Origin of the sequence: Pseudomonas sp. G2-4 (assembly GCF_030064125.1) — a bacterium.
Taxonomy (GTDB): domain Bacteria; phylum Pseudomonadota; class Gammaproteobacteria; order Pseudomonadales; family Pseudomonadaceae; genus Aquipseudomonas.
On record NZ_CP125957.1, the window covers coordinates 1404538 to 1429645 of the forward strand.

21 protein-coding genes are annotated in these 25108 nt (G+C 61.6%); 14 read left to right on the plus strand and 7 right to left on the minus strand.

Features of this window, described 5'->3' with window-relative positions:
- Positions 1-6 precede the first annotated feature (6 nt).
- The 6 genes from QNH97_RS06255 to gap form a co-directional block, all read right to left on the minus strand.
- The gene (locus tag QNH97_RS06255) at positions 7-447 is read right to left on the minus strand and encodes a YbaN family protein (protein ID WP_283556068.1); all 441 of its coding nucleotides are present in this window, start codon (positions 445-447) and stop codon (positions 7-9) included.
- Positions 448-566: 119 nt separating this feature from the next.
- Complete coding sequence (locus QNH97_RS06260; RefSeq protein ID WP_283556069.1) at positions 567-1157, minus strand: biliverdin-producing heme oxygenase; 591 nt, start codon at positions 1155-1157, stop codon at positions 567-569.
- A 142-nt stretch (positions 1158-1299) separates the two neighbouring features.
- A complete protein-coding gene (locus tag QNH97_RS06265) occupies positions 1300-3894 on the minus strand; it encodes a TonB-dependent receptor (protein WP_283556070.1) in 2595 nt (864 codons plus the stop codon).
- A 120-nt stretch (positions 3895-4014) separates the two neighbouring features.
- The gene (locus QNH97_RS06270) at positions 4015-4920 is read right to left on the minus strand and encodes a FecR family protein (RefSeq protein WP_283557433.1); all 906 of its coding nucleotides are present in this window, start codon (positions 4918-4920) and stop codon (positions 4015-4017) included.
- 150 nt (positions 4921-5070) lie between these two features.
- Complete coding sequence (locus QNH97_RS06275) at positions 5071-5577, minus strand: RNA polymerase sigma factor (protein WP_283556071.1); 507 nt, start codon at positions 5575-5577, stop codon at positions 5071-5073.
- A gap of 201 nt (positions 5578-5778) precedes the next feature.
- Complete coding sequence (gene gap / locus QNH97_RS06280; protein ID WP_283556072.1) at positions 5779-6780, minus strand: type I glyceraldehyde-3-phosphate dehydrogenase; 1002 nt, start codon at positions 6778-6780, stop codon at positions 5779-5781.
- A gap of 217 nt (positions 6781-6997) precedes the next feature.
- Between gap and edd the strand changes: the two genes are divergently transcribed.
- From edd to QNH97_RS06335, 11 genes are all read left to right on the plus strand, one after another.
- Complete coding sequence (gene edd / locus QNH97_RS06285) at positions 6998-8824, plus strand: phosphogluconate dehydratase (RefSeq protein ID WP_283556073.1); 1827 nt, start codon at positions 6998-7000, stop codon at positions 8822-8824.
- Entirely contained in the window at positions 8821-9780 is a 960-nt protein-coding gene (locus QNH97_RS06290) for a glucokinase (protein ID WP_283556074.1), read from the plus strand. The genes edd and QNH97_RS06290 overlap by 4 nt, the downstream gene beginning before the upstream one ends.
- A gap of 177 nt (positions 9781-9957) precedes the next feature.
- On the plus strand, positions 9958-10689 hold the full coding sequence (locus QNH97_RS06295) for a response regulator (protein WP_025212240.1): 732 nt from the start codon (positions 9958-9960) through the stop codon (positions 10687-10689).
- Positions 10679-12148, plus strand: a complete 1470-nt coding sequence (locus QNH97_RS06300) for an ATP-binding protein (protein WP_283556075.1) — start codon at positions 10679-10681, stop codon at positions 12146-12148. Before QNH97_RS06295 ends, QNH97_RS06300 begins: the two co-directional genes overlap by 11 nt.
- Positions 12149-12395: 247 nt before the next feature.
- Positions 12396-13655 (plus strand): D-mannose isomerase, encoded by a 1260-nt coding sequence (locus tag QNH97_RS06305; protein WP_283556076.1) that lies wholly within the window; start codon positions 12396-12398, stop codon positions 13653-13655.
- Between the two features lie 116 nt (positions 13656-13771).
- Positions 13772-15073 carry an ABC transporter substrate-binding protein gene (locus QNH97_RS06310; protein WP_283556077.1) on the plus strand — a complete coding sequence of 434 codons (1302 nt, stop codon included), beginning with the start codon at positions 13772-13774 and terminating at the stop codon, positions 15071-15073.
- A 152-nt stretch (positions 15074-15225) separates the two neighbouring features.
- A complete protein-coding gene (locus QNH97_RS06315; protein ID WP_047228361.1) occupies positions 15226-16134 on the plus strand; it encodes a carbohydrate ABC transporter permease in 909 nt (302 codons plus the stop codon).
- Complete coding sequence (locus QNH97_RS06320) at positions 16127-16972, plus strand: carbohydrate ABC transporter permease (protein ID WP_053214453.1); 846 nt, start codon at positions 16127-16129, stop codon at positions 16970-16972. The genes QNH97_RS06315 and QNH97_RS06320 overlap by 8 nt, the downstream gene beginning before the upstream one ends.
- 2 nt (positions 16973-16974) lie before the next feature.
- On the plus strand, positions 16975-18135 hold the full coding sequence (locus QNH97_RS06325; protein WP_283556078.1) for an ABC transporter ATP-binding protein: 1161 nt from the start codon (positions 16975-16977) through the stop codon (positions 18133-18135).
- A gap of 190 nt (positions 18136-18325) precedes the next feature.
- Positions 18326-19672 (plus strand): carbohydrate porin, encoded by a 1347-nt coding sequence (locus QNH97_RS06330; RefSeq protein ID WP_283556079.1) that lies wholly within the window; start codon positions 18326-18328, stop codon positions 19670-19672.
- A 281-nt stretch (positions 19673-19953) separates the two neighbouring features.
- Positions 19954-20808: a D-hexose-6-phosphate mutarotase gene (locus QNH97_RS06335; protein ID WP_283556080.1), complete on the plus strand. Its 855-nt coding sequence runs from the start codon at positions 19954-19956 to the stop codon at positions 20806-20808.
- Between the two features lie 139 nt (positions 20809-20947).
- On the opposite strand, the gene QNH97_RS06340 is transcribed toward QNH97_RS06335, so the two are convergent.
- Positions 20948-21808: a MurR/RpiR family transcriptional regulator gene (locus QNH97_RS06340; protein WP_171061416.1), complete on the minus strand. Its 861-nt coding sequence runs from the start codon at positions 21806-21808 to the stop codon at positions 20948-20950.
- 196 nt (positions 21809-22004) lie between these two features.
- On the opposite strand from QNH97_RS06340, the gene zwf reads away from it, so the two are divergent.
- The 3 genes from zwf to QNH97_RS06355 are packed head-to-tail and all read left to right on the plus strand — an operon-like array spanning position 22005 to position 24857.
- Entirely contained in the window at positions 22005-23474 is a 1470-nt protein-coding gene (gene zwf, locus QNH97_RS06345) for a glucose-6-phosphate dehydrogenase (protein WP_283556081.1), read from the plus strand.
- On the plus strand, positions 23461-24174 hold the full coding sequence (pgl, locus tag QNH97_RS06350) for a 6-phosphogluconolactonase (protein ID WP_283556082.1): 714 nt from the start codon (positions 23461-23463) through the stop codon (positions 24172-24174). The genes zwf and pgl overlap by 14 nt, the downstream gene beginning before the upstream one ends.
- A 17-nt stretch (positions 24175-24191) precedes the next feature.
- Positions 24192-24857, plus strand: a complete 666-nt coding sequence (locus QNH97_RS06355; RefSeq protein ID WP_283556083.1) for a bifunctional 4-hydroxy-2-oxoglutarate aldolase/2-dehydro-3-deoxy-phosphogluconate aldolase — start codon at positions 24192-24194, stop codon at positions 24855-24857.
- The last annotated feature ends 251 nt before the right edge of the window (positions 24858-25108 follow it).

A 25108-nucleotide genomic window follows, 5' to 3' on the forward strand; every position in this document is an offset into this window, starting at 1 on the left:
CATAGATCAAAAATCCGCTGGCGGTCGCTTCTCAGCCCAGCGGCAGCAGCCATCCTCGTCCTGGCCAGTGCGCTGTTCCGGGCGGGACCAGATCCACAGGTTGCCTAGCCCCATGGCCACCAGCGCCAGGTAAACCGGCCAGCCGTGGTCGAGCGTCGTCAGCATCAGCCCGGCGCAGAGCAGCATGCTGAGCGTAGCGCCAACCTTGGCCCGGCGCGGGATCATTTTGCCGTTGCGCCAGTTGTGCAGCATCGGCCCGAACAGCCGATGGTTCTCCAGCCAGGCGCTCAAGCGCGGCGAACTGCGAGTCGCGGCCCAGGCAGCCAACAGGATGAACTCGGTCGTCGGCAGGCCCGGCACGACGATGGCGACCAGGCCGATGGCCAGGCTGACGTAGGCGAGCAGGCCGAAGAGCAGTTGGGCGAGTTTTGAGGGTGTGCGACTCATGTATTTCTATCCGACATGCACTTTACCTGTGGGAGCGAGCTTGCTCGCGATGTCGGACTGTCAGCCACCGTATTGGTCGCCTGATACACCGCTATCGCGAGCAAGCTCGCTCCCACAGATCAGGCCAACTCCGCTGCATAAGCGCGCTCCAACAGCACCGTGAACCGGTTGAACGCGTCCAGCGCGCCCTTGTCCGCTTCGGCTTCCTGCTGTTCGGTGAAGGGCAGGCCGTCTAGGGTGCGGGTGAAGGTTTTCCAGCCTTCGGCGCGACCGCCTTCCGGCTCTGCCAGGTGCCGGGCGCCGAAGCTTTCGTTCAACCCCAGGCCCACGGCGCGCTTGATCAAAAACGCGGCGCCGAGTTTGGAACCCTCGGAAACAAACAGCCAGCCCAGGGCTTCGGCCTGGGTCGGGTTGTTCACTGCACCGGCTACTGGGGCCGGGACTTCGGTGTCCAGGTCCGCCAGGTCGGCCTTGGCCGCTTCGGCCCGGCAGCGGGCCGGCAGGTCGGGAATCAAGGCGGTGAGTTCCGGGTCGTTGTACAGCGCCACCAGTTCCGACTGGAACAGGTACTGGGCGACGACGAAACGGGCGAAGCTGGCCGGGGTTTCGAACGGGGCGTGGGTCTTGACCAGCGCGTCGAGCTTGCTGTGGGGCTCGTGGGTGATCTGGTTCAGGCGTTGGGAGCGTGGAGCGGGATGTTGTGTGGTCATGAAACAATTTCCTTGAGTGAGCACATTTGTGGCGAGGGAGCTTGCTCCCGCTGGGCTGCGAAGCGGCCCCAAGATTTACGGTCGCTGCGCAACCGAGCGGGAGCAAGCTCCCTCGCCACAGGGGGAAATCCTTGCGGGTGGGTCAGATATCCCAAATCAGGTTGACCGCGAAGTTACGCCCAGGCGCAGTCAGACGATCGAGATTGGCCGGGCTCAGCACCGCCGCTTCGCCGACGCTGTCGTAGCCGCGCACGTCGTCCCACAGCCAGTATTTTTTGTCGGTGAGGTTGTAGAGGCCGCCGCTGACGGTGACGTCGTCGGTCACCTTGTAGAAACCGGTCAGGTCGAGGATGCCGAAACCCGGGGTCTTGAATTGGCTGCTCACGCCGTCCGGCGAGTTGAAGTTGCTGTCGTCGACGCGGTCCTTTTTCTTGACCAGGGTCCAACTGAGCAAGGTGCCGTAGTGGTCCTGGTCGTAGCCCAGGCCGAACACGCCGGTCAGCGGGTTGACGCTATTGAGCGGCTCGCCGGTGTCGTTGTTGCGACCGTAGGCGTAGGCCACCGAGCCTTGGGTGTACAGGCCCTTTGGTGCGCCCAGCACGTCCAGCTCCAGGCGCCCCTTGATCTCGGCACCCTTGATGGTGGCGTGCTTGATGTTGTTGCTCTGGAAGGTCAGTTGGTCGGCGCCGGGGGTGATGGCATCCTCGTTGATGAAATCGCGGTACTTGTTGTAGAACACCGCCACATCGAACGAGCCGGAATCGAATCGCCCGCGCAGGCCGGTCTCGTAGCTTTTGCTTTTTTCCGGTTCCAGGTCGGGGTTGGGTTCCACGCTGTAGCCGGCATCGGCGTTCTCGAAGCGCCCATACAGGGACTTGGCGGTCGGCGTGCGGAAGCCTTCGGCGTATTTGCCGTACCAGGTGTATGCATCGCTCAGGGCATAGGTCAGGCCGAAGTTGGGCGAGACGCGATGCCAGGTCTTGTTCTTGTCGCTGACTTCACCGCCACCGGTAGGGTCCACGGTGTTGAGGAACGCCTCGGTCAGATGGGGCTTGAGCTGGGTGTAGTCGTAGCGCAGGCCCGGTGTGAAGGTCCAGCGGTTCCAACTGATCTGATCCTGGGCGAACAGGCTGTAGGTATTGATGGTCGGGTCCGGGAAGTCACTGGCTTTTGCCAGCACGTCCCGGGTGCTGATCGCGCCGACGGCGGAGCAGCCCACGCCAACTGCCAGGCACACGCCATTGCCGCTGCGTGAGCCGGTGACTTTCTGTTGCTTGATCGTGGTGCCGTAGGTCAGCGTGTGATGGGTGTCGGCGATGTTGAACGCCTTGTCCAGCTGCGCGTCGAAGACCCACTGTTTTTCTTCGTAGAGGGTATCCCGGGTACGCAGTACCTGGCGGGTGATCGGGAAATAGAACTCAGCGGTGCTCTCGTTCGTCTTGGCGATCTGGTGATTCAGGCTCCACTTCACGTGATCGGCCAGCAGGCTGTCGAGGGCGAAGCTGTGCTCAAGACCGAAACGCTCACGGGTGACGGTGTCGTTGCCAGTGCGCCATTGATACATGCCGCCGGGCAGCATGGACTCGGGGATGGTGGGGCGACCGTTGGAATAGGGGCCGCCATAGGCGCTTTTCAGATCGGTGTCGCGGTCATCCTTGTATTTTTCGTAGACCAGGCCCAGGCGCGCGTCATCGTTGTAGTTCCAGCCGAGCTTGGCCAGCACGTTGTGGGCGCGCACGTCTTCCGGGTTGGCCGCGGTGCGGTCCAGGCCCGTGCCGTTGTGGCTGCCGTAGGATTCGGTTTCATGACCGTCGCGCTGGCTGTAGTGCAACAGGCCGTCGAATTGCCCGCTGCGCCCGGCGACGGTGGCGGATTTGAGCCAGCTCTCGTCGGCGGAGCTGTAGCCGGTCTTGAGGCGCGCACCGACGTCTTTACCCGGCTTGATGATGTCGTCCGGATCCAGGGTGAAATAGCTGACGGCGCCACCGATGGCGTTGCTGCCGTACAGCACCGAGGCCGGGCCTCGGAGGATTTCCACGCGCTTGATGATTTCCGGGTCGACGTAGTTGCGCTGGGTCTTGGCGTAGGGACCATTGAAGAAACCGTCGGGAATGGCCACGCCGTCGACCTGGGTCAAGACCCGGTTGCCGTCGATGCCGCGGATGTTGTAGCCACTGATGCCGCCGCGCTGGCCCGCACCGCCCACCGAAACACCGGGCTCATAGCGCACCAGGTCCTTGAGGGTGTTGACGTTGTTGCGGTCCAGTTCCTGGCGGTCATGAACGGTGACGGTGCTCGGTACGTCGGTGATGTCCTGTTCCTGGCGGGTGGCGCTGATGGTCACCTGTTGCAGGTTCAACACGCCGGCGGTGCTGCGCTTTTCCAGGACGATGCTGTTGCTGCCGAGTTTGCGGTAGCTCAGGTTGGTCCCCACCAACAGGCGCTCCAGGGCTTTCTCTGGTGGCAGTGAGCCATTCACGCCCGGCGACGCGACGCCGTCGGCCAGCTCTGCCGCCAGGCCCACCTGCCATCCCGTGACGGCAGTGAACGCGTTCAGGGCTGAAACCAGCGGCTGCTGGGCGATGGCAAAGGTGTAGTCGCCCATGTTGCGCGCAGGCGATTGTGCAGCGGTGGCGGCGAGGGCGGCCGGCGCCGTGCCGGCGATCAGGAGGGCGGCCGTCAGCAGCGACAGCGTGCAAGAAGGGGTGAGGAATCGGCAAGAAAGGCGAGAGGACATCGATAGCGCTCCGTGTCGCATCGGTTATAGGTGCAGATTGGGCATCGAGAGATGCGAATCAATTGCATTGGCTATAACGAGACGAATCAGCGAGTCCTATCGAGTAAAAATAATTCTCATTTAGTTCAAGATGACCAGTGCCGGGAATTCCTGCAGGCGCGCCGAGGTGATGTGGGCCAGGGAGCGAACCACATCCAGTGGCTGGTCGAGGCGGTAGTTGCCGGTCACGGCGACGTTGGCTAACTGCTCGTTGTTGTTGATGATCCAGCCCGGGTAGTAGCGCCGCAACTCGGCCAGTACCTGGCTCAGCGGTTTATTCTTGAACACCAGCCGGCCCTGGACCCAGGCCAGGTCGGTGTCGGCATCGAGCCGGACCGGGTGGTCGAAACCGTTGGGGCCTATGCGGATGCTTTCCCCTGCCGACAGCCGTACGTGGGTGTCGTTGCGGGTGGCCCGCAGGTCCACGTCGCCGCGCTGGACCTGGACCTGCGCCACGCCGTCGAGGTAGCGGACCGCAAAGACGGTGTCGCTGACGCTGGCTGTAACCGGTCCGGCATCGATCTCCAGCGGCAGGTTGCCAGTGCCCGGCACTTCAAACAGTGCCTCGCCCTTGTACAGTCGGGCCACGTGCCGCTGTTCGTTGAACGTACTGGAGAAGGCCGAATCAGTGTTGAGCAGGACCTTGGAGCCGTCCTCCAATTGCAAGCGCTGGCGTTCACCGACCACGGTCAGGTGGTCGGCCTGGAAGTACAGGGGCAGGTCGCTGAAATTGAACAGGCCCAGGAACAATACCGCGGCGGTGGCCAGGGGTTTCCAGTGGGCCCGCAGACGTGACAGGGCGCTGACCTTGGGCACGGCCTCAAGTTGCCGGGCACTTTCAATCACTTGCGGGCCGTTCCAGATCGCCTGGGCCCGGGTGAACGCTTCGCCATGGCGCGGATCGGCCGCCAGCCAGGCTTGGAACTGCCGGGTCTGCTCCTCGCTGGGGTTGTCGAGCAGAATCAGCCAGTCCAGCGCCTGCTCCATGGCATGGGCGGTTTCCGGCGTCGGCGCAGGAGAAGGGGAGTTGTCCGTCACGGTGGGTTCTCGTTTCTCGGTTCAGCGGCAAGTTACAAGCTTCAAGCTTCAAGTCGCAAGCACAAGCCTGCACACAACTTGCAGCTTGCGGCTTGAATCTTATAGCTGCAGTTGTCCCACACAGATCGCCATGATCAGCCTCAGTTCCTTTTGCACGGTGCTCAGTGACACGTCCAGTCGTTCGGCGATGTCCTGGTAACTGTGTCCGTGCAGGCGGCTGAGAATGAAGATCTGTTGCTGGCGCGGGCTCAGCGCTTGAAGGCTGATGTTCAGCCGTTCGAGCATCCGCTGGGCATGGGCGGCATCTTCGGCACTGCTCTGGGGGGCGACCACATTGTGAACGACCTCCAGCGGCACGTCGTCCAGCAAGGTCCGGGACTGGATACGCCGCGCACGCAGATGGTCCAGCGCCAGGTTGCGGGCGGTCTGGAAGACAAAAGGTTCGAGATGCTCGACCGTGCGTTCAGCCAGTGCGCGGGTGACGCGCAGGTAGGTTTCCTGAAGCAGGTCTTCGGCGGTGCTGGGGTTGTTGACCATACGCTCGAGCGTGCGCAGCAAGGGCATGCGCTGCGCGAGGAAGACGTGGTGAAAGCGCGATTGACTCACGGGAGGGCCCGATCCGGTTCGAGTAGATGATAATGCTTATCATCTGCGGCGGTGGTCAAGCCCTGATTTCACATCGCGGAACCTACTGTGGGAGCGAGCTTGCTCGCGATGGCGGTGAGTCAGTCAACAGTGTGCTGGCTGATCCCACGCTATCGCGAGCAAGCTCGCTCCCACAGTGGCGTTCGACGAGTACCGCGATAGTCACTCGGCGTTACACAACGCCAGGCAGTTATCCAGCATGCGGTTGGAGAAGCCCCATTCGTTGTCATACCAGGCCAGTACCTTGAGCAGCTTGCCGCTGGCCTTGGTGTGGTTGGCGTCGAAGATCGACGACAGCGGGTTGTGGTTGAAATCGCTGGAGACCAGCGGCAGGGTGTTGTAGCCGAGGATCTTCGAATGCTGGCTGGCCTGGCGCAGCAGCTCGTTGACTTCTTCGGCCGAAGCTTCGCGCTTGAGCTGCACGGTCAGGTCCACCAGGGACACGTTGATCACGGGTACGCGCACCGCCATGCCGGTCAGTTTGCCCGCCAGTTCCGGCAGTACCAGGCCTACCGCTTCGGCGGCGCCGGTCTTGCTCGGGATCATGTTCTGGGTGGCCGAACGCGCGCGGTACGGGTCGGTGTGGTAGACGTCGGTCAGGTTCTGATCATTGGTGTAGGCGTGGATAGTGGTCATCAGGCCGCTTTCGATGCCCAGCTCACGGTGCAGCACCTGGGCCACCGGGGCCAGGCAGTTGGTGGTGCACGAAGCGTTGGAAATGATCTGGTGCGACTGGCGCAGGATGTCGTGGTTCACGCCATACACCACGGTGGCATCGGCACCTTTGGCCGGGGCCGAAATGATCACCTTGCGGGCGCCGGCGGTGATGTGTGCGGCGGCCTTGGAGCGGTCGGTGAACAGACCGGTGCATTCGAACACCACGTCGATCTTCTCGGCGGCCCAGGGCAGTTCGGCCGGGTTACGGATGGCACTGACCGAGATGCGATCGCCATTGACCGTCAGGCTTTCATGATCGTGCTGCACGTCGGCGTCGAAGGTGCCGTGCACCGTGTCGAACTTGAGCAGGTGAGCGTTGATCGAACTGTCGCCCAGGTCATTGATGGCGACGATCTGCAGGTCGCGACGATAGCCTTGGGTATACAGTGCACGAAGAACGTTGCGGCCGATGCGGCCAAAACCATTGATTGCAATTCGAAGAGTCATTAACGGCGCCGCCATCGATTTGTTGTTGGAATTACAAGATTATTCGCATAAAAATAGAAAACAAGCCTTTTTAGTGGCAATATTTTGTTTTATCTACAACGAGTGACCTGAATCAACTGGTCCGAATGGTCAAAAAACCGTCTGTCGCCCAGCGTCAGGGGGCTTTGATCAGCATAGACAATCAGGTCGCCACACCCGTTAGCCTGGAGTTCTACACATGCATCCCCGCGTCCTTGAGGTCACCGAACGGCTTATCGCCCGCAGCCGCGCCACGCGTGAGGCTTACCTTGCATTGATCCGTGGTGCAGCCAGCGACGGTCCGACGCGCGGCAAGTTGCAATGCGCCAACTTCGCCCACGGCGTGGCCGGTTGCGGCACCGAAGACAAGCACCACCTGCGCATGATGAACGCCGCCAACATCGCCATCGTGTCTTCCTATAACGACATGCTCTCGGCCCACCAGCCTTACGAAGTCTTCCCTGAACAGATCAAGAAAGCCCTGCGCGAGATCGGCTCAGTCGGCCAGTTCGCCGGGGGCACGCCCGCCATGTGCGATGGCGTGACCCAGGGCGAGGCGGGGATGGAACTGAGCCTGCCGAGCCGCGAAGTGATCGCCTTGTCCACGGCGGTGGCGTTGTCCCACAACATGTTCGATGGCGCGCTGATGCTCGGTATCTGCGACAAGATCGTCCCGGGCCTGATGATGGGCGCGCTGCGTTTCGGTCACTTGCCGACAATCTTCGTACCGGGCGGGCCGATGGTCTCGGGGATTTCCAACAAGCAGAAAGCCGACGTGCGCCAGCGCTATGCCGAAGGCAAGGCCAGTCGCGAAGAGCTGCTGGAATCGGAGATGAAGTCCTACCACAGCCCGGGCACCTGCACCTTCTACGGCACGGCCAACACCAACCAGTTGCTGATGGAAGTGATGGGCCTGCATTTGCCGGGCGCTTCGTTCGTCAACCCGAACACCCCGCTGCGCGATGCCCTGACTCGTGAGGCGGCGTTCCAGGTCACGCGCCTGACCAAGCAGAGCGGCAACTTCATGCCCATCGGCGAAATTGTCGATGAGCGTTCGCTGGTCAATTCCATCGTCGCACTGCACGCCACCGGCGGCTCCACCAACCACACGCTGCACATGCCGGCCATCGCCATGGCGGCAGGCATCCAACTGACCTGGCAGGACATGGCCGACCTCTCCGAGGTGGTGCCGACCCTGAGCCACGTCTACCCGAACGGCAAGGCCGACATCAACCACTTCCAGGCGGCGGGCGGCATGTCGTTCCTGATCCGCGAATTGCTGGAAGCCGGTTTGCTCCACGAAAACGTCAACACCGTGCTCGGTCATGGCCTGAGTCGCTACACCCAGGAACCGTTCCTGGAGAATGGCGAGCTGGTGTGGCGCGACGGCCCGATCGAAAGCCTCGATGAAAACATCCTGCGCCCGGTGGCTCGCGCGTTCTCGCCGGAAGGCGGGCTGCGGGTGATGGAAGGCAACCTGGGGCGCGGCGTGATGAAGGTCTCGGCCGTGGCCCTGGAAAACCAGGTCGTCGAAGCGCCGGCCATGGTCTTCCAGGATCAACAGGACCTGGCCGACGCGTTCAAGGCCGGACTGCTGGAGAAAGATTTCGTCGCGGTGATGCGCTTCCAGGGGCCGCGCTCCAACGGCATGCCGGAACTGCACAAGATGACGCCATTCCTGGGCGTATTGCAGGATCGTGGCTTCAAAGTGGCGCTGGTGACTGACGGGCGCATGTCCGGCGCGTCGGGAAAAATCCCGGCGGCCATTCACGTCAGCCCCGAAGCTTATGTCGGTGGCGCGTTGGCCCGGGTGCAGGAGGGCGATATCATCCGCGTCGATGGCGTCGAAGGCACCTTGGAATTGAAGGTGGACGCCGAAGAATTCGCCGCGCGCACGCCTGCCAAGGGCCTGTTGGGCAACAACATCGGCACCGGTCGCGAGCTGTTCGGTTTCATGCGCATGGCGTTCAGCTCGGCAGAGCAGGGCGCCAGCGCCTTCACTTCTGCCCTGGAGACGCTTAATTGAAACTGGCTTTGGTCGGTGACATCGGTGGGACCAACGCACGTTTCGCGTTGTGGAAGAACCACAACCTGGAAAACATCCAGGTGCTGGCGACGGCGGACTATGCCTGCCCTGAAGAGGCCATCCAGGTTTACTTGGCCGGCCTGGGCATGAAGCCGGGGGCCATCGGCTCGGTGTGCCTGTCGGTGGCCGGCCCCGTGAGCGGCGATGAGTTTCGCTTCACCAACAACCACTGGCGCCTGAGCAACCTGGCGTTCTGCAAGACCTTGCAAGTGGAGAAGCTGCTGCTGGTCAATGACTTCTCGGCCATGGCCCTGGGCATGACCTGCTTGCGTCCCGATGAATACCGGGTCGTCTGCGAAGGCACCCCGGAGCCGATGCGTCCGGCGGTGGTGATCGGCCCGGGCACCGGGCTGGGCGTCGGTACGCTGCTGGACCTCGGTGAAGGTCGTTTCGCGGCGCTGCCAGGGGAGGGCGGCCATGTCGACCTGCCGATGAGCAGCCCGCGAGAAACCCAGCTCTGGCAGCACATCTACAACGAAATCGGCCACGTCAGCGCGGAAACCGCCCTGAGCGGCAGCGGTTTGCCTCGGGTGTACCGGGCTATCTGCGCGGTAGACGGCAATGCGCCGGTGCTCGATACCCCGGAATCCATCACAGCAGCCGGCCTGGCCGGCGACCCCATCGCCCTGGAGGTGCTCGAACAATTCTGCTGTTGGCTGGGGCGTGTGGCCGGCAACAACGTGCTGACGCTAGGGGGTCGCGGCGGCGTCTACATCGTCGGCGGCGTGGTCCCGCGGTTCGCCGATTTCTTCCTTGAAAGCGGTTTCGCCCGTTGCTTCGCCGACAAGGGCTGCATGAGCGATTACTTCAAGGGTATTCCGGTCTGGCTGGTGACCGCGCCGTATTCGGGCCTGATGGGCGCGGGTGTGGCGTTGGAGCAATCGACTCCAGTTTGAAATGTGATCCCCTGTGGGAGCGAGCTTGCTCGCGATGACGGAGTGTCAGTCGCCATTGATGTTGACTGATACACCGCTATCGCGAGCAAGCTCGCTCCCACAGGTGTTTGTAGTGTGTTTGTAGTCCTCATCCATCAGGCATAATTCGCCCCAATCCAAACAACAAGGACGAGGCCCGTGAGTTCAGTGAATAAATCGATTTTGTTGGTCGACGACGACCAGGAGATTCGCGAACTGCTGGACACTTACCTCAGTCGTGCGGGGTTTCAGGTGCGCACCACACCCGATGGTGCCGGGTTTCGCCAGGCGCTGAACGAGGCGCCGAGCGACCTGGTGATCCTCGACGTGATGCTGCCCGACGAGGACGGCTTCAGCCTGTGTCGCTGGGTTCGCCAGCACCCGCGCCAGGCGCACGTGCCGATCATCATGCTCACCGCCAGTTCCGACGAGGCCGACCGGGTCATTGGCCTGGAACTGGGGGCCGATGACTACCTGGGCAAACCCTTCAGTCCTCGCGAGTTGCAGGCGCGTATCAAGGCCCTCCTGCGCCGGGCGCAATTCGGCCAGGAACGTTCCGGCGGCGAAGTGCTGGCCTTCGACGAGTGGCGGCTGGACATGGTCAGTCATCGGCTGTTTCACACCGACGGTGAAGAGGTGATTCTCTCCGGCGCCGATTTCGCCCTGCTCAAGTTGTTTCTAGACCATCCCCAGGAAATCCTCGACCGCGACACCATCGGCAATGCGACCCGTGGCCGTGAGTTGATGCCCCTGGACCGGATCGTCGACATGGCCGTCAGTCGCCTGCGCCAGCGCCTGCGTGACACCGACAAGCCGCCGCGGCTGATCCGTACGGTGCGTGGCAGCGGCTATCAACTGGCGGCCAGTGTGGTTGCCAGCAATGGTCATTGACTGGGTCAAGAAAGTCGCCCGACGGGTACCGGTGCCGCGCTCGTTGTTAGGGCGGATGCTGTTGCTGACCTTGCTGGTGGTGCTGTTCGCCCAGACCCTGTCCAGCCTGATCTGGGTCTCGCAATTGCGCGCCACCCAGCTCGAAGGCCTGGTCACCAGCGCCCGTAGCCTGGCCCATTCGATGACCGCCAGCGTTAGCTACCTGCGCTCGCTGCCGGTGGCTTATCGGCCATTGGTGCTGGATCAGTTGCGCAGCATGGGCGGTACGCGGTTTGTCGTCACGCTCAACGACAAGCCCCTGGGCATGGACGTGCTGCCGGTGACGCCGCGCAAGCTGGCGGTGCTCAAGGCGGTGGACGATGTGCTGCGCCGGTCCCTGGGCAATAGCGCCGATATCTCGGTCAATTTTGTCAGCCCCGACGATCTGCGAATTTTCAACGCCGGGCTGAAACTCGACGAATTGCCCCGCTCGTGGGCCCACTACGCCTTGACGCTTGAGCCTGTGAACCCGCCGGTGCTGGTCACGCAAATCCAGATGGCGCCGGGCGAATGGCTGTACATCGCTTCGTTGCTGCCCGAGCCCTATACCGCGCTTGAAGAGCAGGACCTGCCCAAGCAACAGGTCGGTTTCATCGTGCTCACCAGCAGCCTGTTGTTGCTGTTCATCGGCTTGCTGGTGCACTGGCAGAGCCGACCTCTGAAGCGCTTGGCTCGAGCGGCGCGGGACATGTCCCTGGGGGCTGAAGTGGAACCGGTGGCCGAGGGCGGCGGCAGCGAAGTGGTGGAAGTGGGCCGGGCGTTCAATGCCATGCGCGAGCGCATCAGCCGTTACCTGACCGAACGTAGCCAGTTGTTCAGCGCGATTTCCCATGACTTGCGCACGCCCATTACCCGGTTGCGCTTGCGGGTCGAGCTGCTGGAAGACGAAAACCTGCAAGCCAAGTTCGGCCGCGACCTGGACGAGCTGGAGCTGCTGGTCAAAGGCGCGCTGCAATGCGTCAAGGACACCGACATCCACGAGAACATCGAGCCGGTAGACCTCAACCACGTGCTCGATTGCCTGGTCGAACCTTACCTGGCGCCCAACGGCAACGGTCGGGTGACCCAGGATGGCCGGGCGCTGGCGCCGTATCCGGGCAAGCCACTGGCGCTCAAGCGCTGCATCGGCAACCTGATCGACAACGCCTTGAAGTATGGGCAGAACGCCCACCTGCACATCGACGACGATGAAACCGCGTTCATCCTGCACGTCGACGACGAAGGCCCGGGTGTGCCGGAACAGCGCCTGGAGCAAGTCTTCGAACCGCACTTCCGCCTGGCCGGCCAACAGCAAGGGTATGGCCTGGGCTTGGGCATCGCCCGCAACATCGCCCACAGCCATGGCGGCGAAGTGAGCCTGCAAAACCTGCGCGAGGGTGGGTTGCGGGTGACGTTGCAGTTGCCTCGCAGTGTGGAATAGCGCGACCGCGTTGATCGTTCTTCGCGAGCAGGCTCGCTCCCACAGGAGGGCGGTGGTGGACACAAAAATTGTGTACACCCTGGAGCTAATGTGGGAGCGAGCCTGCTCGCGATGACGCCTTCAGCCTCAACACATCTTTCAGGGGAGTGTCACAAATCGGTGACATAACTCGCCCCTTTCGTTACCTGTCTCCCGCCATCCCTTGTTTAGACTCCCTGCGTCAAAACAACAAAAAAGGTACCTCTTGATGGACACCTTCCAACCGGCCTTCAGCAGTTGGCTGAACGCGCCTGCCCACCAGCAGTGGCTGGCGGCCGAAGGCTTGCGACTGCTGGCGTTCGCCAAGGCATCGAAGCTGCCGGACGGCTTTGGCAACCTGGACGAACTGGGGCGCCTGCCGGCCAATGCCCAGGCCGAAACCATGAACACCGCGCGCATGACCCACAGCTTCGCCATGGCGCACATCCAGGGCCTGCCGGGTTTCGCCGAGCTGGTGGATCACGGTGTCGAGGCCCTGAGCGGCCCCTTGCGCGACGCCGAACATGGCGGCTGGTTCGCCACGGCGCAGCCTTCTGAAGGCGACACCGACAAGGCCGCCTACCGGCATGCCTTCGTGGCCTTGGCGGCCAGTTCCGCCGTGGTGGCCCAGCGTCCCGGTGCCCAGGCGCTGCTGGATGAAGCGGTGCGGGTCATCGACGAGCATTTCTGGAGTGAGGAAGAGGGCGCCCTGCGCGAGTCCTTCAATCGTGACTGGAGCGAGGAAGAGGCGTATCGCGGTGCCAACAGCAACATGCACGCCACCGAAGCGTTCCTGGCCCTGGCCGATGCCACCGACGATCCGCGCTGGCTGGCCCGCGCCCTGCGCATCGTTGAACGGGTCATCCACGGTCATGCCGCCACCAACGACTACCTGGTGGTGGAGCATTTCGACCGCGATTGGCAGCCGTTGCGCGAGTACAACCACGACAATCCCGCCGACGGTTTCCGCCCGTACGGCACCACCCCCGGCCATGGTTTCGAATGGGCGAGGCTGCTGCTGCACCTTGAAGCAGCGCGGGTGCAGATTGGCATGCTGACCCCCGGTTGGCTGGCCCAGGATGCGCAAAAACTCTTCGACCAGAACTGCCGTCATGGCTGGAATGCCGATGGTGCGCCAGGCATCGTCTATACGCTGGACTGGGACAACCGCGCCGTCGTCCGCCATCGCCTGCATTGGGTGCACGCTGAAGCTGCGGCTGCTGCCAGCGCGTTGCTCAAGCGCACCGACGAGGCAAAGTACGAAGCCTGGTACCGACTGTTTTGGGAGTTTTGTGACAAACATTTCATCGACCGCTGCAACGGCAGTTGGCATCACGAGCTCGACCCACAAAATAGCCCCAGCGCCGACATCTGGCCAGGCAAGCCGGATCTGTATCACGCCTGGCAGGCAGTGCTGATTCCGCGCTTGCCCCTGGCACCCAGCATGGCCACGGCCCTGGCGAAGTTCTCCAGTCCTGCGCCTGTGTAACCGTGTCGTGACATTTGCACGTCCCTTCGTTACCTGCGAAGGGATTTCCCCTGTTTAAAATCCGTGCAGCGCAAGCACCAGACTTGCATGCATAACAACAAGAAAGGTACTTCTAGATGAATGCGATTTCTCGCCTCGCTACTGTCATTTCTCTTGCTTCCTTGCTTCCCGTCGCAGCATTCCCTATCAGCGCCCTTGCCGCCGAATCCAAAGGTTCCGTGGAAGTCGTCCATTGGTGGACGTCGGGTGGTGAAAAAGCCGCGATCGATGTGCTCAAGGCCCAAGTAGAGAAAGACGGCTTTACCTGGAAGGACGGCGCTGTCGCCGGTGGTGGCGGCTCCACAGCCATGACCGTGCTCAAGAGCCGTGCCGTGGCCGGCAACCCACCGGGTGTCGCCCAGATCAAGGGCCCGGACATCCAGGAATGGGCGTCCACCGGGCTGCTCGACACCGACATCCTGAAAGACGTTGCCAAAGCAGAGAAGTGGGACAGCCTGCTCGACAAGAAAGTCTCCGATACCGTGAAGTACGAAGGTGATTACGTGGCCGTGCCGGTGAACATCCACCGCGTCAACTGGCTGTGGATCAACCCGGAGGTCTTCAAGAAGGCCGGCATCACCAAAAACCCAACCACCCTCGAAGAGTTCTACGCTGCCGCTGACAAGCTCAAGGCCGCAGGCTTCATTCCCCTCGCCCACGGTGGCCAGCCTTGGCAGGACAGCACCGTGTTCGAAGCCGTGGTGCTCTCGGTCATGGGCGCCGAGGGCTACAAGAAAGCCCTGGTCGACCTGGACAGCAAGGCCCTGACCGGTCCGGAAATGGTCAAGGCGCTGACCGAACTGAAGAAAGTCGCGACCTACATGGACGCCGACGGCAAGGGCCAGGACTGGAACCTGGAAGCGGCCAAGGTCATCAACGGCAAGGCCGGCATGCAGATCATGGGTGACTGGGCCAAGAGCGAGTGGACCGCCGCGAAGAAAGTCGCTGGCAAGGACTACGAGTGCGTCGCCTTCCCGGGCACCGAAAAGGCCTTCACCTACAACATCGACTCCCTGGCGGTGTTCAAGCAGAAAGACAAAGGCACGGCGGCCGGTCAGCAGGATATCGCCAAGGTCGTGCTGGGTGAAAACTTCCAGAAGGTCTTCAGCATCAACAAGGGTTCGATCCCGGTGCGCAACGACATGCTCGGCGACATGGCCAAGTACGGTTTCGATTCCTGCGCCCAGACCGCTGCCAAGGACTTCCTGACGGACGCCAAGTCTGGCGGCCTGCAGCCGAGCATGGCGCACAACATGGCGACCACGCTGGCGGTTCAGGGGGCGTTCTTTGACGTGGTGACCAACTACATCAACGACCCGAAAGCCGACCCTGCCGATGCCGCCAAGAAACTTGGCGCTGCGGTCCAGTCGGCCAAGTAGTTTTGCGCGCGGTCCCTTGTGGGAGCGAGCTTGCTCGCGATAGCGGAGTGTCAGGCAATAAATGAGTCACTGGCATACCGTCATCGCGAGCAAGCTCGCTCCCATATGGGGAATGTTTTTGTAGTTTTTTCTCTCTGGTACTGGATCTTCCCATGAGTTCTGTTGCTGTGTTCAGCAAGGCCTCGCCGTTCGACGCATTGCAGCGCTGGCTCCCGAAACTGGTGCTGGCGCCGAGCATGTTCATCGTTCTGGTGGGCTTCTATGGCTATATCTTGTGGACGTTCGTCCTGTCGTTCACCACGTCGACGTTCTTGCCGAACTATAAATGGGCGGGCCTGGCGCAATACGCGCGGCTGTGGGACAACGACCGCTGGTGGGTGGCAAGCAAGAACCTGGCGCTGTTCGGTGGCATGTTCATCGGCATCACCCTGGTGATCGGCGTCCTGCTGGCGGTGTTTCTTGACCAGCGTATTCGTCGCGAAGGTTTCATCCGCACCATTTACCTGTATCCGATGGCGCTCTCGATGATCGTCACCGGTACCGCCTGGAAGTGGCTGCTCAACCCGGGCATGGGCCTGGACAAATTGTTGCGTGACTGGGGCTGGGAAGGCTTCCGCCTGGATTGGCTGATCGACCCGGATCGTGTGGTGTATTGCCTGGTAATTGCGGCGGTATGGCAGGCCTCGGGCTTCATCATGGCGATGTTCCTGGCCGGCCTGCGGGGCGTTGATCAATCGATCATCCGCGCCGCGCAGATCGATGGCGCGAGCATGCCGCGGATCTACTGGAAAGTGGTGCTGCCAAGCCTGCGTCCGGTGTTCTTCAGCGCAGTGATGATCCTGGCGCACATCGCGATCAAGAGTTTCGACCTGGTGGCGGCGATGACAGCCGGCGGCCCGGGTTACTCCTCCGACCTGCCTGCCATGTTCATGTACTCCTTCACCTTCAGTCGCGGCCAGATGGGCATGGGCTCGGCCAGTGCAATCCTGATGCTCGGTGCGATTCTCGCAATCATCGTGCCTTACCTGTACTCCGAGCTGAGGACCAAGCGTCATGACTAGTCTCGCTGCCAAACCTTCCATCAGCCTGAGTCGGATCGCGATCTATGCGGTGTTGATCCTCGCTGTATTGCTGTACCTGGTGCCGCTGGTGGTCATGCTGTTGACCAGCTTCAAGACCCCGGAAGACATCAACACCGGTAACCTGCTGAGCTGGCCGACCGTGGTCACCGGCATCGGTTGGGTCAAGGCCTGGGCCACGGTCGACGGCTACTTCTGGAACTCGATCAAGATCACCGTCCCGGCGGTGCTGATCTCTACCGCTATCGGTGCGTTGAACGGCTACGTGTTGTCGATGTGGCGCTTTCGCGGTTCGCAGTTGTTCTTCGGTCTGTTGCTGTTTGGTTGCTTCCTGCCGTTCCAGACCGTCCTGCTGCCGGCCTCGTTCACCCTCGGCAAGATGGGCCTGGCCAGTACCACCACGGGCCTGGTGTTCGTGCATGTGGTCTACGGCCTCGCATTCACCACGCTGTTCTTCCGTAACTACTACGTCAGCATTCCCGATGCGCTGGTGAAGGCTGCGCGGCTGGACGGTGCGGGTTTCTTCACCATCTTCCGGCGGATCATTCTGCCGATGTCGACCCCGATCATCATGGTCTGCCTGATCTGGCAGTTCACGCAGATCTGGAACGACTTCCTGTTCGGTGTGGTGTTCTCCAGCGGCGATTCGCAGCCCATCACGGTGGCGCTGAACAACCTGGTCAACACCAGCACAGGGGCCAAGGAATACAACGTTGATATGGCGGCGGCGATGATCGCCGGGCTGCCGACCCTGCTGGTCTATGTGGTCGCAGGCAAGTATTTCGTGCGCGGCCTGACGGCCGGCGCAGTCAAGGGGTAATCATGGCAACGCTTGAACTTCGCAATGTAAACAAGACCTATGGTGCCGGCCTGCCGGACACCCTGAAGAACATCGAGTTGTCGATCAAGGACGGTGAGTTCCTGATCCTCGTCGGCCCTTCGGGCTGCGGCAAGTCGACACTGATGAACTGCATCGCCGGCCTCGAGACCATCACCGGCGGCGCGATCATGATCGGTGACCAGGATGTCAGCGGCATGAGCCCCAAGGATCGCGACATCGCCATGGTGTTCCAGTCCTACGCGCTGTATCCGACCATGAGCGTGCGCGAGAACATCGAGTTTGGCCTGAAGATCCGCAAGATGAGCCAGTCCGCCATCGACGAAGAAGTCAATCGCGTGGCCAAGCTGTTGCAGATCGAGCACCTGCTCAACCGCAAGCCGGGCCAACTCTCCGGTGGTCAGCAACAACGCGTGGCCATGGGCCGGGCACTGGCGCGGCGGCCGAAGATCTACCTGTTCGACGAGCCGCTGTCCAACCTCGACGCCAAGCTGCGGGTCGAGATGCGCACCGAAATGAAACTGATGCACCAACGCCTGAAGACCACCACGGTCTACGTGACCCACGACCAGATCGAAGCCATGACCCTGGGCGACAAAGTCGCGGTGATGAAGGACGGCATCATCCAGCAGTTCGGTACGCCGAAAGACATCTACACCAACCCGGCCAACCTGTTCGTGGCGAGCTTCATCGGTTCGCCACCGATGAACTTCATCCCCCTGCGCCTGCAACGTAAGGACGGTCGCCTGCTGGCGCTGCTCGACAGCGGCCAGGCCCGTTGCGAGCTGCCAATGGGCATGCAGGACGCCGGCCTGGAAGACCGCGAAGTGATCCTCGGCCTGCGCCCGGAGCAGATCGCGCTGGCGGGCAACGAGGCCAATGGCTTGCCGACCATTCGTGCTGAGGTGCAGGTCACCGAGCCTACCGGGCCGGACACCCTGGTGTTCGTCAACCTCAACGACACCAAGGTCTGCTGCCGCCTGGCGCCGGACGTGGCGCCGCAGCCGGGGGAAACCCTGACGCTGCAATTCGATCCGTCGAAAGTGCTGCTGTTCGACGCCCAGTCCGGCGAACGCCTGGGCGTGGCCGGCCAGCCACAGGCCGAGGGCCGGGCGGCGAACGTCGCCCAGTTCAAGGGTCGATGAAAAACAATGTGGGAGCGAGCCTGCTCGCGATGACGGCGTGTCATTCGACATGTTCGGCGGCTGACATAGCGCCATCGCGAGCAGGCTCGCTCCCACAGGGGAGTATGCGATGGATGGGGACATCCATCGCAATCGTTGTAAACCGCGTTAGATAAAAACAGTTAATAACAATAAAGACGAGGATGTAGGGATGAAGAAGAAAAACAACGCCCAGCTAATCTGCCAGTTGTCAGCCGTTGCGGCGATGATGCTGGCCGGTAGCGCACATGCGGCCGACGCGTTCAGCGCCGATTCGCAGTGGATGACGGGTGACTGGGGCGGCGAGCGGACCAAGCTGATCGAGCAAGGTATCGACATCAAGGCTGACTTCGTCGGTGAGATGGGTGCCAATCTCCACGGCGGCTACAACGATGACAAGACAGCGCGTTGGTCCCAGCAGTTTGGCTTGGGCGTCGCCCTCGACCTGGAGAAGCTGGCGGGTTGGGGAGATACAGAGGCCAAGATCCAGTTCACTCGACGTGATGGCCGCAACATCTCCAACGACCGTATTGGCGATCCACGTGCCGGTACCCTCAGTTCTTCCCAGGAAGTGTGGGGTCGTGGGCAAACCACCCGTCTGACCCAGTTGTGGATCAAGCAGAAGTATTTCGACAGTAAGCTGGATGTCAAAGCCGGTTACTTCGGTGAAGGCGAAGACTTCAACACCTTCCCGTGCGAGTTCCAGAACCTGGCGTTCTGCGGTTCGCAGGCGGGTAACTGGGCGACTGGCATCTGGTACAACTGGCCGATCATGCAGGCGGCGATTCGCGTTAAGTACAACCTCACGCCTGAGCTCTATGCGCAAATCGGCGCGTACAACCAGAACCCTTCGCAGCTGGAAAACAAGAACCGCTACAAGCTCAGCGGCAGTGGCACCAAGGGCACCCTCATTCCGGTCGAGTTGGTCTGGTCGCCCAAGCTCAATAATCTGCCGGGCGAATACCGTGTGGGTTACTACAAAAGTACGGCCAAGGCTGATGACGTCCGTGAGGATGACGATGGCAACGACGCCGCGACAAGCGGTAACGCCTATCGCAGCCACAGCAGCAAGGACGGCTACTGGTTCGTCGCGCAGCAACAGCTCACCACTCACAACGGTGACGCTTCGCGCGGTCTGAACATTGCGGCCAACGCCACCTTCCACGACAAGGAAACCAACATCGTCGACAACTACCAGTCGCTGATGTTCGTGTACAAGGGGCCGTTCGATGCGCGTCCTAAAGATGATGTCGGGATCGGTTTCTCCCGGATCCACGTCAACGAAGATGTGAAGAAAAACGCCGAGCTGGTCAACGTTGCCAATGGTGTCTCCGACTACGATGATCCGCTGTTCACGCCGTTGCGTAGCACCGAATACAACTACGAGATCAACTACGGTTTCCACGTTACCAACTGGCTGACCGTACGTCCTAACCTGCAGTACATCACTCACCCGGGCGGTGTGGATGAAGTCGACAACGCGCTGGTGGCCGGCCTGAAAATTCAGTCGGTGTTCTAACGCTGTTGCGATAAGCTCCTCTCTATGTGCGCATTTTTGCGGACGGCCAAGGCTGTCCGCTTTTTTTTGGGGAGCACATGGCTGGTGCAGGACCCGTGGCGAGGGCGCTTGCTCCCGCTGGGTTGCGAAGCGACCCCAAAACCATTCACTGCGGTGCGTCAGCCAGACCGCATTTGCCTCGTCTACGACTGCTTCGCAGCCGAGCGGGAGCAAGCTCCCTCGCCACAAAAGAGCGCGTCGCGAACAGATGAGCAATTCAATGATTCCCAGGACCGCGGCCCATGCATGAGCATCCGCTACAACGCTTTTTCAGATCCTTGCGCGAGCGCTCGGTGTTTGAGTGGGAGCGCTATCGGCAGCGCGATGTGCTGGTGATCGATCATCCATTGTGCCAGGCGGTGTTCAGTCGCCAGGGCGCGCAGTTGCTGCACTTTCAGCCGCGCGGCCAGAAGCCCTGGTTGTGGTGTGCGGCCAAGTGGCCACACGTCGGGGCGATACGCGGCGGGGTGCCGGTGTGCTGGCCGTGGTATGGCCGTCATCCGAGCGAAAACGCCTGGCCGTCCCATGGTTGGGCGCGCCTGATCGATTGGAAGCTGCTCGACAGCCGCAGTGATGCAGAAGGCGTGCATCTGCATTGGCAGTTGCAACTGTGCGACTGGCAGGTCGATCTGTATGCCGATTTGGGCGAGCGCATGGAGTTGCGCTTGAGCACCGAGCATCAAGACAGCCTGCCTTGCCAGCTGAGCCAGGCCTTGCACGCCTATTGGCGTATTGGTGACATCGGTGAGGTAGCGCTGTCTGGGCTCGAAGGTGCGCAGGGGTACGACCAGTTGAGCCGTGCGGTTTGCCAGCAGGAGGGCGAGTTGCGGGTCGAGGGTGGCTGTCAGCGGGTGTTTCAGCATGAAGGCGAATTGCAGCTCAAGGACCACGCCTGGCAACGTGAGCTGTGCATCGACACGGGCGACAGCGCCGACACCGTGGTGTGGCATCCCGGCGCGCGGCCACTGTTGGGGGTGAGCTGGGACGAGGTGTCGGAGTTCGTCTGCGTCGAAGCGGCCAGTGGCGGCACCGATAGCTTGTGCCTGGCGCCGGGAGAGCGGGCGCATCTGAGTTTGCAGGCGCGGGTGGGGGCTTGATTCAGGTTTGTGGGTGTTGCTGCTGGCCCCATCGCGAGCAAGCTCGCTCCCACAGGGTTTTGTGAACGCCAAAGATCCAGTGTGGGAGCGAGCCTGCTCGCGAAGACGGACTATCAGGCACCGAAGATTCTGAATCGAATCAGTTGAACTCATCCCCCACCGGATACCGGCTGGCGTTCAGGCTTTCCTTGATCTTGCGCAAATGCGGCTGGAAGTCCACGCCCCGGCGCAGGGTCATGCCAGTGGCGAGCACGTCCAGCACGGTGAGCTGGATGATCCGCGAGGTCATCGGCATGTAGATGTCGGTGTCTTCGGGCAGTGGAATGTTCAGGCTCAGGGTGCTGGCCTTGGCCAGGGGTGAGCCTTCGGCGGTGAGGCCCAGCACCGAGGCGCCGTTTTCCCGGGCGATGCGCGCCACTTCCACCAGCTCACGGGTACGCCCGGTATAGGAAATGATCACGAACAGCTCGCCCGTATGAGCCACCGAGGCAATCATGCGCTGCATCAGCACATCGGCGTGGGCGGTCACCGCCAGGTTGAAACGGAAAAACTTGTGTTGGGCATCCAACGCCACGGGCGCCGAAGCACCGAGGCCGAAGAAGTGGATCTGGCGGGCCTGGATCAGCAGATCGACGGCGCGACTGATCAAATTGGGATCAAGGGCCTGGCAGGCGCTGTCCAATGACGCAATGGCACTGCCAAAGATTTTCCGGGTGTAAGCTTCCGGGTTGTCATCGGCCTCTACCGCACGACTGACGTAAGCGGCACCGCTGGCCAGGCTTTGGGCCAGTTGCAGCTTGAGCTCCGGGTAACCGCTGACGCCGAATGAACGGCAGAAACGGTTGACGGTAGGCTCGCTGACCGACGCGGCCTGGGCGAGGGCGGCGATGCTGAAGCGGGTGGCCTGCTGTGGGTTGAGCAGGATCACCTCGGCCACCTTGCGTTCGGCCTTGTTCAGGTCTTCAAGGCGACTCTGGATCTGCTCCAGTAAATTTCGCACGCGGTCCATACAAGATTCCTAGAAAGACGGGTCTTTGATACGACCCTTTGCGGTGGCCTATCCTACTGATGGCTCCGACGGACCACCACTCGGAATCGGAATTTTCGAAAAATGTTGTGGTTATTACTACATTTCTCCTTGAGTGATACCTTAAAAAAAGGTATTTGTAGCTTAACTTGATAAAAGAACAAACATCATGCATTCCATAACGGTTGAACCGTGCACATTTGCCTTGTTCGGCGCGTTGGGCGATCTGGCCTTGCGCAAGCTTTTTCCTGCCCTTTATCAACTCGATGGCGCGGACTTGCTGCACGAGGACACGCGGATCATCGCGCTGGCCCGTGAACCCGGCAGCGAGCAGCAGCACCTGGCGTTCATCGCCGCCGAGCTGCGCCGCTATGTGGGTGACAAGGACCTCAACGAAACCGTGGTCGAGCGCTTCCTGGCGCGACTGACTTACCTGCATGTGGATTTCCTCAAGGCCGACGACTACGTCGCCCTGGCCGAACGAGCCGGTTCGGCCCAACAAGTCATCGCCTATTTCGCCACTCCGGCATCGGTCTATGGCGCAATCTGCGAGAACCTGGCGAAGGTTGGCCTGAGCGAAAACACCCGTGTCGTGCTGGAGAAACCCATCGGCTCGGACCTGGAATCTTCGCGCAAGGTCAACGACGCCGTGGCGCAGTTCTTCCCGGAAAACCGCACCTATCGCATCGACCACTACCTGGGCAAAGAGACGGTTCAGAACCTGATCGCGCTGCGGTTCGCCAACAGTCTGTTCGAAACCCAGTGGAACCAGAACTACATTTCCCACGTGGAAATCACCGTGGCCGAGAAGGTCGGCATCGAAGGCCGCTGGGGCTATTTCGACAAGGCCGGCCAACTGCGGGACATGATCCAGAACCACTTGTTGCAGCTGCTGTGCCTGATCGCCATGGATCCGCCGGCGGACTTGTCCGCCGATAGCATCCGTGACGAGAAGGTCAAGGTGCTCAAGGCCCTGGCGCCCATCAGCCCGGAAGGCCTGACCACCCAAGTGGTGCGCGGCCAGTACATCGCCGGTCACAGCGAAGGCAAGGCTGTGCCGGGTTACCTGGAAGAACCCAATTCCAACACCCAGAGCGACACCGAAACCTTCGTCGCCCTGCGCGCCGACATTCGCAACTGGCGCTGGGCCGGGGTGCCGTTTTACCTGCGTACCGGCAAGCGCATGCCGCAAAAGCTGTCGCAGATCGTCATTCACTTCAAGGAACCGTCCCACTACATCTTCGCTCCCGAGCAGCGCCTGCAGATCAGCAACAAACTGATCATTCGCCTGCAACCGGACGAAGGGATTTCCTTGCGGGTGATGACCAAGGAGCAAGGCCTGGACAAGGGCATGCAATTGCGCAGCGGTCCGCTGCAACTCAACTTCTCCGACACCTATCGCAGCGCGCGGATACCCGATGCCTATGAGCGGTTGTTGCTGGAAGTCATGAACGGCAATCAGAACCTGTTTGTCCGTAAAGATGAAATTGAAGCCGCGTGGACGTGGTGTGACCAGCTGATCGCCGGGTGGAAGAAATCCGGTGATGCGCCCAAGCCGTACGCGGCCGGGTCCTGGGGGCCGATGAGCTCCATTGCACTGATCACGCGGGATGGGAGGTCATGGTATGGCGATATCTGAAGTGAAGCTGCCCCAGGGCGTCAGCGCCCTGGAATTCAAAAGCCCGGTGTTGCTGGCTGAAGGCTTGGCGTTGAAAGTGGCCGAGCAGTTGCGTGGTGCGATTGACGCACGTGGCGCGGCGACCCTGGTGGTGTCCGGCGGTCGTAGCCCGGTGGCATTTTTCCAGAGCCTGGCCAAACAGGCACTGGACTGGTCGAAAGTGGTGGTGAGCCTGGCCGATGAGCGCTGGGTGCCGGTTGAACATGCCGACAGCAATGCCGGCCTGCTCAAGCGTTATCTGCTGCAAGGTGCTGCGGCCAAGGCCCAGTTCCTCAGCCTTTACAGTGCCAGCGCCAACCTGGAAGCGGCAGCCGAACAGGCGGATCGCTTGCTGGCCGAGTTGCCTCCCATCGACGTGCTGATATTGGGCATGGGCGACGACGGGCACACCGCCTCGCTGTTCCCTGACAGCCCGAACCTGGCCGAAGCCTTGGATGCCAACGGTACGCGCCGTTGCTGGCCGATGTTGGCGCCGACCGTGCCGCACCAGCGCTTGACCATGAGTCGCGCCTTGCTGGCCTCGGCAAAACACAAGGTGCTGTCGATTTCCGGTCAGTCGAAATTGACCACCCTGAACGCCGCAGTGGCCGGTGACGATGTCGCCGAAATGCCGATCCGCGCGTTTTTGCAACCTACGTTAGAGATTTACTGGTGCCCATGAACCAAGGATCAGCCGCTATGACAAACCCATCCCCGACCGTTTCCATGGCGGACAAAGTGACCCTGATCGACAGCCTCTGCGCCAAGGCGCGGATCCTGCCGGTGATCACCATCGCCCGCGAACAGGACATTCTGCCGCTGGCCGACGCCTTGGCCGCGGGTGGCTTGACCGCGTTGGAGGTGACCTTGCGTTCCCAGTACGGGCTCAAGGCCATCCAGGTGTTGCGTGAGCAGCGTCCGGAACTGGTGACCGGCGCTGGCACCGTACTCGACCGTCACATGCTGGCCGCCGCCGAGGCTGCCGGTTCGCAGTTCATCGTCACGCCGGGCATCACCCGTGATCTGCTCGAGGCCAGCGTCCAGAGCCCGATTCCGTTGCTGCCGGGCATCAGTAACGCTTCCGGCATCATGGAAGGCTATGGCCTGGGTTATCGCCGCTTCAAACTGTTCCCGGCGGAAGTCAGCGGCGGCGTTGCGGCCATCAAGGCCCTGGGTGGCCCGTTCGGCGAAGTGAAATTCTGCCCGACCGGTGGCGTGAGCCCGGCCAACATCAAGAGCTACATGGCGTTGAAAAACGTGATGTGCGTGGGGGGCAGTTGGATGCTTGATCCGGAGTGGATCAAGAACGGCGACTGGGCCCGCATCCAGGAATGCACCGCCGAGGCATTGGCGCTGCTGGACTGATTGTTTTACCGAAACCTCGTTGGGTGTTCTACGGCTTTACGGTGCGCTTGGTCGGCGCGCCGTTTTTTTTTGCCCGGGATTTTGTACCGCGCATGACGGTACAACATTACGTCCTTGTATGACGGCACGACACTAAGCTCTTGTGGCGAGGGAGCTTGCTCCCGCTGGGTCGCGCAGCGGCCCCAAAACCTGGCGACGCGGTGTATCAGATTGATTGAGCGGTCCTTGAGGAGGGCTGCTGCGCAGCCCAG

Excerpts from the sequence above, each read along its gene's own strand:
- QNH97_RS06305 (WP_283556076.1), top strand. The coding sequence starts at position 12,396 with ATGGACACCTTCCAACCGGCCTTCAGCAGTTGGCTGAACGCGCCTGCC.
- zwf (WP_283556081.1), top strand. The coding sequence starts at position 22,005 with ATGCATTCCATAACGGTTGAACCGTGCACATTTGCCTTGTTCGGCGCG.
- edd (WP_283556073.1), top strand. The coding sequence starts at position 6,998 with ATGCATCCCCGCGTCCTTGAGGTCACCGAACGGCTTATCGCCCGCAGC.
- QNH97_RS06325 (WP_283556078.1), top strand. The coding sequence starts at position 16,975 with ATGGCAACGCTTGAACTTCGCAATGTAAACAAGACCTATGGTGCCGGC.
- QNH97_RS06330 (WP_283556079.1), top strand. The coding sequence starts at position 18,326 with ATGAAGAAGAAAAACAACGCCCAGCTAATCTGCCAGTTGTCAGCCGTT.
- QNH97_RS06315 (WP_047228361.1), top strand. The coding sequence starts at position 15,226 with ATGAGTTCTGTTGCTGTGTTCAGCAAGGCCTCGCCGTTCGACGCATTG.
- QNH97_RS06255 (WP_283556068.1), bottom strand. The coding sequence starts at position 447 with ATGAGTCGCACACCCTCAAAACTCGCCCAACTGCTCTTCGGCCTGCTC.
- QNH97_RS06320 (WP_053214453.1), top strand. The coding sequence starts at position 16,127 with ATGACTAGTCTCGCTGCCAAACCTTCCATCAGCCTGAGTCGGATCGCG.
- QNH97_RS06260 (WP_283556069.1), bottom strand. The coding sequence starts at position 1,157 with ATGACCACACAACATCCCGCTCCACGCTCCCAACGCCTGAACCAGATC.
- QNH97_RS06335 (WP_283556080.1), top strand. The coding sequence starts at position 19,954 with ATGCATGAGCATCCGCTACAACGCTTTTTCAGATCCTTGCGCGAGCGC.
- QNH97_RS06270 (WP_283557433.1), bottom strand. The coding sequence starts at position 4,920 with ATGGAGCAGGCGCTGGACTGGCTGATTCTGCTCGACAACCCCAGCGAG.
- pgl (WP_283556082.1), top strand. The coding sequence starts at position 23,461 with ATGGCGATATCTGAAGTGAAGCTGCCCCAGGGCGTCAGCGCCCTGGAA.
- QNH97_RS06355 (WP_283556083.1), top strand. The coding sequence starts at position 24,192 with ATGACAAACCCATCCCCGACCGTTTCCATGGCGGACAAAGTGACCCTG.
- gap (WP_283556072.1), bottom strand. The coding sequence starts at position 6,780 with ATGACTCTTCGAATTGCAATCAATGGTTTTGGCCGCATCGGCCGCAAC.
- QNH97_RS06300 (WP_283556075.1), top strand. The coding sequence starts at position 10,679 with ATGGTCATTGACTGGGTCAAGAAAGTCGCCCGACGGGTACCGGTGCCG.
- QNH97_RS06265 (WP_283556070.1), bottom strand. The coding sequence starts at position 3,894 with ATGTCCTCTCGCCTTTCTTGCCGATTCCTCACCCCTTCTTGCACGCTG.
- QNH97_RS06310 (WP_283556077.1), top strand. The coding sequence starts at position 13,772 with ATGAATGCGATTTCTCGCCTCGCTACTGTCATTTCTCTTGCTTCCTTG.